Below are 9405 nucleotides of genomic sequence, written 5' to 3'. Positions count from 1 at the left end.
GCCCGGCCCAGCAGCACCGCCGACGCCGAACCGCGGTCGACGACGAGTTCGACCGGGACGTCGCGGTACTTCGCCCGCCACGGGGAAACCAGCCGATGCCCACCGACACCGCCGACTCGCGCAGCCGGGCGCGGAACGGCGCGCGCAGCACCGTCTCCATCTTCATCGCTTCCAGGACCAGCACCGGCGCGCCGGCCTCGACCTCGTCGCCCACCTCCAGCGGCGTGGCCACCACCAGCGCGGGCATGGGGGAGCGCAGCACGCCGCCCTCGTCGCGGCTGACCCGGTGGGTGACGCCGTCGACCTCGACGTGGTGGACCGCGCCGTGCACGCCGGTGACGACGCGGTAGCGCACGCCGTTGACGCGGATGCGGCCGGTGTGGTCGTCGAACCGCTCGACGTCCACGTCCGCGGTGTGCGCCGGGCCGGACGCGGCCGACACGCCCACCCGGAACCGGTGCCCGCCGACGCGGGCCACGTGCACGCGGTAGCTCTGGCCGCGCAGCGTGAACTCCAGCACCCGACCGGCCTCGTGCCGGGTGTGCGGGCGCCCGCCGCGCGCGGAGGTGAACAGCTCCTGGCGGGCGAGCTGCTCCTCGTCCTCGTAGACCTCGATCGCCGCGGTGGCCAGCGCGACCGCGGAGTGCCGGTGGCTGACCAGCCCGCCCTGCGCGCGGACCCGGTCGATCCAGCCGGTGTCGGCGGTCGCGTCGATCACGGCGGGCTCGTCGAGCAGGTCGAGCACGAAGCTCTTGTTGGTCGCGCCGCCCTCGATGATCACGGTGGTCTCGGCCAGCGCGCGGCGCAGCCGGGCCAGCGCCTCGGCGCGGTCGCGGCCGTGGGCGATGATCTTGGCGATCATCGAGTCGAAGTCCGGCGGGATGGAGTCGCCCTCGCTGACGCCGGTGTCCACCCGGATGCCGGGGCCGGCGGGCAGTTCCAGCCGCTCGATGCGGCCGGGTCCGGGCGCGAAGTCGCGGTCGGGGTCCTCGGCGTTCAGGCGCGCCTCGACGGCGTGGCCCCACTCGACCGGCTTGGCCCCCTCCAGCCTGCCGCCCGAGGCCACGTGGAGCTGCGCGCGGACCAGGTCGAAGCCGGTGGTGATCTCGGTGATCGGGTGCTCGACCTGCAGGCGCGTGTTGACCTCCAGGAACGCGAACTGCCGGTCGCCGGGGTGGTAGAGGAACTCGACCGTGCACGCGCCCCGGTAACCCACGGCCAGCGCGAGCCGCTCGGCGGAGGCCTTGAGGTCCGCGACCTGGTCGGGCGAGAGCACCGGGGAGGCCGACTCCTCGATGATCTTCTGGTTGCGCCGCTGCACCGAGCAGTCGCGCACGCCCAGCGCCCACGCCGTGCCCTGGCCGTCCGCGATGACCTGCACCTCGACGTGCCGCGCGCCGGTGACCAGGCGCTCCAGGAACATCACGCCGCTGCCGAACGCGCGCAGCGCCTCCTGGCTGGTCCGGTCGAACGCGTCGACCAGCTCGTCCTCCGAGCCGATCACCCGGATGCCCCGGCCGCCACCGCCGGCGGTGGCCTTGAGCATCAGCGGGTAGCCGACCTCGCGGGCCGCCTTGAGCGCGGCGTCCAGGTCCTCGACCGCGCCGCGCGACCAGGGCGCGACGGGGACGCCGACCTCCTCGGCGATCAGCTTCGCGCCGATCTTGTCGCCGAGCTGCCGCATGGCCTCCGGGTCGGGGCCGATGAAGGTCACGCCGATGCGGGCGCACAGCTCGGCGAACGCCGGGTCCTCGGCGACGAAGCCCCACCCGACCCAGGCGGCGTCGGCCCCGGTCTCCACCAGGGCGCGTTCGAGCACCGCCAGGTCCAGGTACGGCCGGTTCGCGGCGGGACCCAGGTCGTGGGCGAGGTCGGCCTCCCGGACGAAGGTGGCCGTGCTGTCGACGTCGGTGTGCAGGGCCACGGTTTCGATGCGCGACCCGGTCTGCGCGGCCAGGTCGCGCACGGCGTGGATGAGCCGCATGGCGGCTTCGCCCCGGTTGACGATGGCGATTCGGGAGAACAAGAACGAGCTCCTCGTCGGACGTGCGGTCTGTGGCGACCGTCGAGGACCAGCCTTTATGTAGACGCGCGGGATTCCAACGGTGGCAGCTATGCGTGTTGCCGCCCCAAACTTGTAGGAACCCTACAAAGGGGCTGGTGGGCGCGGCCGCGCCGTGAGCACGGTCACCCCGCGAGGACGTCGGCCAACGGCGTGGCGGCGTGCCCGGTGAGCCGCTGGACGTGGTCGGTGACGACCGCCAGCTCGCCGGCGGCGATCGCGGTGTAGGTGGAGACCCACGCGTCCACCTCCCAGTCGGGCGCCTGGTGGACCGCGCGGGACCGGTAGGCCTCCTCGACCGTCTCGGCGTGGTAGCCGGTGGGCCGCCCGGTGACCCGCTGGACGACCTCGGCGACCTCGGCCAGGGTGAGCGCTTCGGGGCCGGTGAGCTCGTAGGCGCGGCCGTCGTGGGCGTGCGGGTCGAGCAGGACGGCCGTGGCGGCGTCGGCGATGTCGTCCTGGGCGACCATCGCCACCCTGCCCTCGCCCGCCGGGCCCCGGATGATCCCGTCCTCGCCGACCAGGAACGGCGCGAAGTCGGCGTAGAGGTTGTCGCGCAGGAACGTGTGGCCCAGCCCGGTGGCCCTGATGTGGACCTCCGTGGCGTGGTGGTCGCGGGCCAGCGTGAACGTCGCGTTGGCCGCCGCGCCGTAGAACGAGATGTAGACCAGGTGGCGGACACCGGCGTCAACCGCGGCGTCCACGAACGTGCGGTGCTGCTCCACCCGGTCGGGCGATTCGGCGGCGGAGACCATCAACACGGTCCCGACACCCTCCAGCGCGGCCCGCACGGCGGCCCCGTCCCCGAAGCTCGCCGCCACAACGGACGCACCGGGCAATTCGGGCGCACGCGACGGGTCCCGCACCACCAACCGCTGCGCGACCCCGCGCTCCGCCAACCGCCGCGCGACCCGCCCGCCCAACCGCCCGGTGGCCCCGGTGACGGCGATGACGGCGTTGCTGGTCTGCTCGGGCACGGACGGCTCCCGGTTCCGCTGTGGACGGTTGGCGCGACCAACCGTATCGGCCGGCCGCCGTCGGCGCTCAGCGTTCGGTCGGCACCGGGTCGATCCGGCTCACCGGGGCCACCACGATGTCGTGCACGCGCCAGTCGAAGTCGCGGGCCCAGCGCTGCAACCGGGCGCAGCGGTCCACCAGGTCCTCCTCGTCCGTGGGCACCACGAGCAGCTCGCCCACGAACACGTGGCCCTCCTCGCGCAGCCGCAGCCACGCGTCGGCCACCCAGTCGTGGTCCAGGACGGCGGCCAGCAGTTCGTCCGGCAACGGGTGCGGGCCGCTCTCGTCCACCAGGCGCGGCCGGTTGTCCATCAGGTTGGCCACCGCGCCCCGCGTGGTGCGCACGCCGTCCCGCACGATGTCCGCGCCGATGACGACCGCCGCCAACGGGTCGGCCCACCACCAGCCGACGCCGATCCCGAGCACGCCCAGCGCGGCGGCCCCGGCGGTCAGCCAGTCGGCGCGGTTCATCTCCGCGTCGGCGAAGAGCACCTTGTCGTGCAGTTGGCGCGCGATGCGCAACTTGGCCCGACCCAACAGGATCGCCGGGACCATCGTGGACACGAGGGCGGCGATCATGAGCCAGCCCAACCAGATCTGCACCCCGAAGAGTTCCACAAGACCAATGGGGATGCGTTCACCGGTCACCAACCGGACGACCGAGTCGTAGCAGACATAAGCGCCCAACCCGAACAGCGCCACCGAACCCGCCAGGAACGCGACGCTCACCGAGCGGTGGTAGCCGTAGGGGAAGCGGCGGTCGGGGGAGCGGTTGCGGTAGCGGGCGGCGATCAGGAAGGCCAGCGGCGGCACCAGGCCCAGCATGTCCTCGATCCACGCCGCCTTCATGGCCTGGGACTGGCCCAGGGTCACCGCCAGCAGCGCCACCGCCGCGATGAAGAACGCGATCGTCCACCACTCCAACCGCACGGCCGTGCGGTGCAGCTCGGCCTTGTCGGGCGGCAGTTCGAACCGGTCGTAGACCCTCACGAGCCCGACCTCCCGACGTCGGCGAGCAGGTGGTCCACCTCGCCGTCGGGCACCCCCAGCAGGAACCGCTCCACCTCGACCAGCCAGCCGTTCTCGCCCAGCGGCAACGCCCACACGTGCCGACGCTCCAGCAGCACGTGCTCGCCCGCGTTCAGCCCCAACGCGGCCAACCGCCAGTGCTCGACGGCGACCGGCAGGTTCCGCGCCTCGGCGGCGTCCCCGACCGGCACCACCTCGGCGCCCTCGTCGGCCAGCGCGGCGGCCTCGGCGGTGCCGCTCCGGGCGGCGACCCGCTCGCCGGACAGCTCCGGCGGCACGTCCACGCCGTCGATCGCCGCCACCACGACCCGGGTGGTGGCATAAGGGCGGGTCAACGCCGCGTGTTCGGTCCACGGCACGTCGTCGGCCAGCCCGCCCACCACGAGGTCGAGCCGGCGTTCCTCCAGCGCGGCCATCAGCTCGGACTCCGTGCCGGGGTGCCACTCGACGCGCGCGCCCAGTTCGTCCACCAGCCGTTCCACCAGCTCCGCCTCGGCCCCGGACACCTCGCCGGGACCGCCCACGACCGTCCACGGCGGGTTCTCCGCCACCCCGACGCGCAGCACGCCCCCGCGCACCCGGTCGAGGGTCCCGTCCGTGTCCCGCGGGATGCCGCAACCCGCCACCAGCACCGCCACCAAGACCACGACACGCCACATGGACGGTGCATACCCGTATTCGCGGTGATCGACTCCCGGGAGTTCGCGGGGGAGGCGACCCGGTTTGGCGGCGGCGCTGCCGGGCACCTCTGACGCATGGCAACGTCGCGGGACAACCGCCGGGTGACCCTCGTGCAGGGCGGGCCGGTGCTGGTCGAAGGGCCGGTCGAGGTCGTGGGCGAGGACGGCGTGGTGGCGCGGTCCGACCGGTTCCTGGTCGCCTTGTGCACGTGTCGGCGCAGCAAGCGGTACCCGTGGTGCGACACCAGCCACCGCGAGCGGCGGCGCTGACGCCTCAGGCGGCCCGGTCGGAGGCCGGCCACACGTAGGGCAGGTCCGGCGGCACGTCGGGGAACAGCGGGCCGTAGTGCTTGGGGTCCTTGCGGACCAGGGCCGAGCGGTGGCTGTGGTGCACCTCCTCGGCGCCCAGCCACGGCGGCAGGTCCCCGGCCTCGGCCAGTTCGGCCTGCGTGCGGACCTCGGCGTCGCCGCGCACCTCCTTGAGGCCCGTGAGCAGGGTGGCCGCGCACGTGTCGGCGTGGCCGATCGCGCACCACGCGGCGCAGATCTCCAGGCCGTAGCGGACCAGGGCCTCCTCGTACCCGGTCCACATCTTCACCGCCGGGTGGTGCCGCCAGCCGTAGCCGGGCACGATCAGCCCGCGCAGCACCTGGATCGCCTCGACGCGCTGCTTGCCCAACCGCCGTTTGTCCAGCACGAGCGCGGTGGCGGTGAAGTCGGCGTAGGGCAGGAACGTCTGCACGGGGGTCGGCTACCCGTCCGCGCCGCCTTCATGCGCGGGACAGGCCGTCCAGGAAGACCTGCACCAGGCGTTGCACCGAGCGCGCGGCGTCGGCGGTGGGGGCGTCCAGCGCGGCCTCGACCATGTGGAACAGCACCGCCAGGTCGGCCGGCTCGACGTCGGCACGCAGGCTGCCCTCCCGCTGTGCCTGCGTGAACGCCGGGCGCAGCGCGGCGATCAGGGCGTGCGTGTGGTGCCGCCGGTGCTTCTCCGGCAACCCGCGGAACACCCGGACGAGTGAACGTCGCTGGACCTGGTGGGACAGCACCGCGTGCAGCAGCTCGCGGAACGGGCGCCGCGCCCGCCGCACCGCCGCCAGGTGGCGCGCCGCGACCGCCAGCGCCAGCGCCGCGCGGTCGGGGAAGTGCCGGTAGACCGTGGCCCGGCCCAGGCCCGTTCGGCGGGCGATCTCGTCCAGCGCGACGTCCCCGACCTCGCCGAACGCCTCGTCGGCCACCCGCAGGATCGCCTCGCGGTTGCGGCGTGCGTCGGCGCGCGTGGGTGCGGACCGGGCGCGCATGGCGCCGGATGCTACTCGCGAGTAGTGAGACGGGCAATCGGTGTGAACTCTCGGTTGCGCTCCCTACCGTCCGGGCATCGGTCTCGACGAGGAGTGCCCATGCGCAGGTTCGTGCGGCCATTGCTGGTGGCGTTGCTGGTGTTGGTGGGGGTGCCGCCGGTCGCGGCGGCCGGACCGGTGCCGGGGCCGCCCGGCGACGCGTTCTACACACCGCCCGACCCGTTGCCCGCCGGTGTCCCCGGTGACGTCGTCTGGTGGCGGGCGTTGCCCGCGCAGTCCGGGGTGCAGGGCCACCTGGTGCTCTACCGGTCGGAGTCGGCGACCGGCGCGCCGATCGCGGTGACCGGGCGGGTGCTGGTGCCGACGACGCCGTGGCCCTCGGGGGCGCGGCCGATCGTGTCGGTGGCGAGCGGCACGCGTGGGATCGGTGACCGGTGCGCGCCCTCGAAGTTCCAGCCGGACTACGAGAAACCGCTGTTCATCGACGCGATGCTGGGCCGGGGTTGGGCGGTGGCGATCACCGACTACGAGGGCCTGGGCACGCCCGGCGGCCACACCTACGTCGTCGGCCGTTCGGAGGGCCGGTCGGTGATCGACGCCGTGCGCGCCGCGACCCGGTTGCCCGCCACGGGACTGGCGGCGGGCGGGCCGGTCGCGTTCGCCGGGTACTCGCAGGGCGGCGGCGGGGCGGCGTGGGCCGGTGAACTGGCGCCGACCTACGCGCCCGAGCTGGACGTGGTGGGCATCGCCGCCGGTGGCACGCCCGCCGACCTCACCGCCGTGGCGCGGCACCTGGAAGGCGGCGTCGGGTTCGGCTTCCTGTTGCTCGCGGCGTTCGGCCTGGACTCCGCCTACGACGAGCTGGACCTGCCCGCCTACCTGAACGAGAAGGGCCGCACGGTCTACGCGACCCAGCAGGACGCGTGCGTGGACGCGGTGTTCGGCTACGCCTTCGGGCGCATCGCCGACTACACCACCAGCAACCCGTTGTCCCGCCCGGACTGGCAGGCCCGGCTGGCCGAGAACCGGCTGGGCGCGCACCCGCCGACCGCGCCGGTCTACCTCTACCACGGCCTCGTGGACGAGATCATCCCGCTGGCCCAGGCGCAGACCCTGCGGCGCGAGTACTGCGCGGCCGGGGTGGACGTGACGTGGGGCGTGTTCCTCGGCGAGCACGTCACGACGCTGGTGTCGGCCGCGGGTGGCGTCGTGTCCTACCTGGCCGACCGGTTCGCCGGGAAACCGCCGCGCACCAACTGTTGAGGCCGCCGTTGTGCGGTTACCCGCCGGTGGGCCCGGGTCCATCCGGGACTTTCGACTCTCTTCGGCGGTGGCGGGGGCTGGGCAGGATGGGCCATCGCCGCCGCCGACGTCGGGAGGACCGACCGGATGTCGAAGCCCAGCAACCACAACGCCGTCTCCGTGACCCGGTACCTGGACGCAGTGGTGGAGGTGTTGCGCTCGGCGGGGGTCTCCGTGGTGGAGGTGGACGTGGACCTCACGGTGTCCTCCCCGGTGCGCGCGCAGTTGGTGACCGACGCCGGGCGGGTGCTGCGGTGGCGGGAGGACCTGGGGTGGAGCACGGGGTCGCGGGTGATCGAGCCGGTCTCGCACCCCGGCGCGGTGGCCCGGCTCGCGGTGGAACCCTGAACCACCGCGCGCGGCGGGGTGCCGAACCGGTCCCGTCGGGACGTCGGAGCGTCAGGACGTCACGAGGAACACCCACGTCGGGCCCGGCGCCTTCGGGACGTCCGCGCCGCCCGCGGTGAACCGGGTCGGGTCCGACGCGGTGGGCCGGGTCCAGGTGACGCCCTCGAACGCGAGCCCGTCCCGCAGCAGGACCGCCGGTCCGGACCCGACGGTCACCACGACCGGCGACGGGCTGCCGCTCGCGTCCTCGACGGCCACCCCGGTCCGCGTGGACACCCGCTGCACCACCACGTTCGCGGCACGGACCCCCTGCAACGGCTCACCGTCGGCGGTGATCGTCCAGCCGCCGTCCCAGGCCAGGCCGAACCGCGCGCTCGGGTAGGTGACGTCCCAGGTGGTCGTCGGTCGCCCGCCCGGCGGGGCGGGGCCGGTCGGCGGCGTGTCGCGCGGGGCGGCGGCGGGTGCGGGCAGGTCGCGCGGGCGCACGTAGAGGTTGTGCGGGACGGGGCGGGTCTCGTCGCGGTAGTAGGCCTCGGCCGCGTCCTCGGGTCGGGCGCGGACCAGGCCGGACCGTTCGAGCAGCGGGTCGAGGGCGGGCGCGGAGCCGGAGTAGGCCAGGACCGGGGTGCCGTGCTGGGCGAGCAGTTCGAGGTCGGTCTCGCGGGCGCTGCGCACGGGGCCGACGACCTCGGGGGGATTCGAGTAGAGGGCGGCGAACCGGGTCAGGCCGCCCTCGACGGGTTCGACGTACACCACGTCGGCGGCGGCCAGGCCGGTCTGCGGCCGGGCGGCCGGGGCGTTGTCGATCTTGACCGCGTACACGCCCGGCACGCTCGGGCGGCTCGTGGTGGGCTGGGGCGAGGTGCCGGCGGGCCGGCCGCGGTCGGGCAGGAACACCACGGCCGCAACGATCCCGGCCGCGAGGACGAGGACCGCCGCGGCGGCGATTGCCCGGGTGCGCATTGCCTCCGGCCCCCACTTCCATTCTCGCACGGGGTACCGACGATGCGGGTCTTCCGGTGTTCGACGATCCGCGTCGCGGTCGGGCGCCGCTACGGCCGAAAGTCCCGGCCGACCGAAATTGTCGTACCCCCTCGGTAGCGTGTCGCCCAAGATCGAAGGGGGGCTGGGATGGGGGAGAAGGAGGCGCTCGCCGCGTTCCTCGGGGCGCAGCGGGCGAGCGTGCTGGCGATCCTGGAGGGGTTGGACGAGGCCGCGTTGCGCACGCCCGTGCTGCCGTCGGGCTGGACGCCGCTGGGCATGGTCGAGCACCTGGGGCACGCCGAGCGGCACTGGTTCCAGGAGGTCGTCACCGGGCGGGCGGACCCGGCGCCGGGCGGCGACGACCCGCCGTTGACGAGTTCGCGTCCGGTCGCGGAGGTGTTCGCGTTCTACCGCGAGCAGTGCGCGCTGTCCGACGCGGTCCTGGCCGCCACACCGCTGTCGGCCGTGCCGGTGGGGCGGCACCCGGAGCCGTTCGCCGACCAGATCCACGAGTTCCGCGACGTCGTGCTGCACATGATCGAGGAGACCGCGCGCCACGCCGGCCACCTCGACGTGGCGCGCGAACTGCTCGACGGCACAACAGGTCTGGGGCCGCGATGACAGCGCGGCCCCGCCACGTGAGTGGGAACGACGACGGACCGGCCGCCGCCGTGGCGGCCGG

At 74.2% G+C, this 9405-nt stretch carries 11 protein-coding genes; 4 read left to right on the top strand and 7 right to left on the bottom strand.

The annotated features are described in order from the left end of the window. From AB0A74_RS34790 to AB0A74_RS34775, 4 genes are all read right to left on the bottom strand, one after another. Positions 1 to 2026: biotin carboxylase N-terminal domain-containing protein (locus tag AB0A74_RS34790; protein WP_358256294.1), on the bottom strand; the 2026-nt coding region annotated here is incomplete at its 3' end. A 161-nt stretch (positions 2027 to 2187) separates the two neighbouring features. Continuing rightward, the gene (locus tag AB0A74_RS34785) at positions 2188 to 3039 is read right to left on the bottom strand and encodes an SDR family oxidoreductase (protein WP_358256292.1); all 852 of its coding nucleotides are present in this window, start codon (positions 3037 to 3039) and stop codon (positions 2188 to 2190) included. 67 nt (positions 3040 to 3106) lie between these two features. After that, positions 3107 to 4069, bottom strand: a complete 963-nt coding sequence (locus AB0A74_RS34780) for a cation diffusion facilitator family transporter (protein WP_358256290.1) — start codon at positions 4067 to 4069, stop codon at positions 3107 to 3109. Continuing rightward, positions 4066 to 4767 carry a transporter substrate-binding domain-containing protein gene (locus AB0A74_RS34775; protein ID WP_358256288.1) on the bottom strand — a complete coding sequence of 234 codons (702 nt, stop codon included), beginning with the start codon at positions 4765 to 4767 and terminating at the stop codon, positions 4066 to 4068. Before AB0A74_RS34775 ends, AB0A74_RS34780 begins: the two co-directional genes overlap by 4 nt. Positions 4768 to 4863: 96 nt before the next feature. Between AB0A74_RS34775 and AB0A74_RS34770 the strand changes: the two genes are divergently transcribed. Continuing rightward, positions 4864 to 5058, top strand: coding sequence for a CDGSH iron-sulfur domain-containing protein (locus AB0A74_RS34770; RefSeq protein ID WP_343933256.1), 195 nt, complete (start codon positions 4864 to 4866; stop codon positions 5056 to 5058). A 4-nt stretch (positions 5059 to 5062) separates the two neighbouring features. On the opposite strand, the gene AB0A74_RS34765 is transcribed toward AB0A74_RS34770, so the two are convergent. Further along, a complete protein-coding gene (locus tag AB0A74_RS34765) occupies positions 5063 to 5530 on the bottom strand; it encodes an MSMEG_6728 family protein (protein ID WP_358256286.1) in 468 nt (155 codons plus the stop codon). A gap of 28 nt (positions 5531 to 5558) precedes the next feature. Continuing rightward, on the bottom strand, positions 5559 to 6089 hold the full coding sequence (locus AB0A74_RS34760; protein ID WP_358256284.1) for a helix-turn-helix domain-containing protein: 531 nt from the start codon (positions 6087 to 6089) through the stop codon (positions 5559 to 5561). A gap of 99 nt (positions 6090 to 6188) precedes the next feature. Here AB0A74_RS34760 and AB0A74_RS34755 point away from each other — a divergent pair, with 99 nt between their 5' ends. After that, positions 6189 to 7352, top strand: a complete 1164-nt coding sequence (locus AB0A74_RS34755; protein ID WP_358256282.1) for a lipase family protein — start codon at positions 6189 to 6191, stop codon at positions 7350 to 7352. A 126-nt stretch (positions 7353 to 7478) separates the two neighbouring features. Further along, on the top strand, positions 7479 to 7739 hold the full coding sequence (locus AB0A74_RS34750; RefSeq protein WP_358256280.1) for a hypothetical protein: 261 nt from the start codon (positions 7479 to 7481) through the stop codon (positions 7737 to 7739). Between the two features lie 51 nt (positions 7740 to 7790). Here the strand turns inward: AB0A74_RS34750 and AB0A74_RS34745 are convergent, their stop codons facing one another. Continuing rightward, entirely contained in the window at positions 7791 to 8702 is a 912-nt protein-coding gene (locus AB0A74_RS34745) for a DUF3048 domain-containing protein (protein WP_358256278.1), read from the bottom strand. A 168-nt stretch (positions 8703 to 8870) separates the two neighbouring features. Here AB0A74_RS34745 and AB0A74_RS34740 point away from each other — a divergent pair, with 168 nt between their 5' ends. Next, on the top strand, positions 8871 to 9344 hold the full coding sequence (locus AB0A74_RS34740; protein ID WP_358256276.1) for a DinB family protein: 474 nt from the start codon (positions 8871 to 8873) through the stop codon (positions 9342 to 9344). The last annotated feature ends 61 nt before the right edge of the window (positions 9345 to 9405 follow it).

The organism is Saccharothrix sp. NPDC042600 (genome assembly GCF_040647305.1).
GTDB lineage: Bacteria > Actinomycetota > Actinomycetes > Mycobacteriales > Pseudonocardiaceae > Actinosynnema > Actinosynnema mutabilis.
The sequence above is the reverse complement of the archived record's forward strand: the minus strand, read 5'-3'. Positions and strand labels throughout refer to the sequence as shown.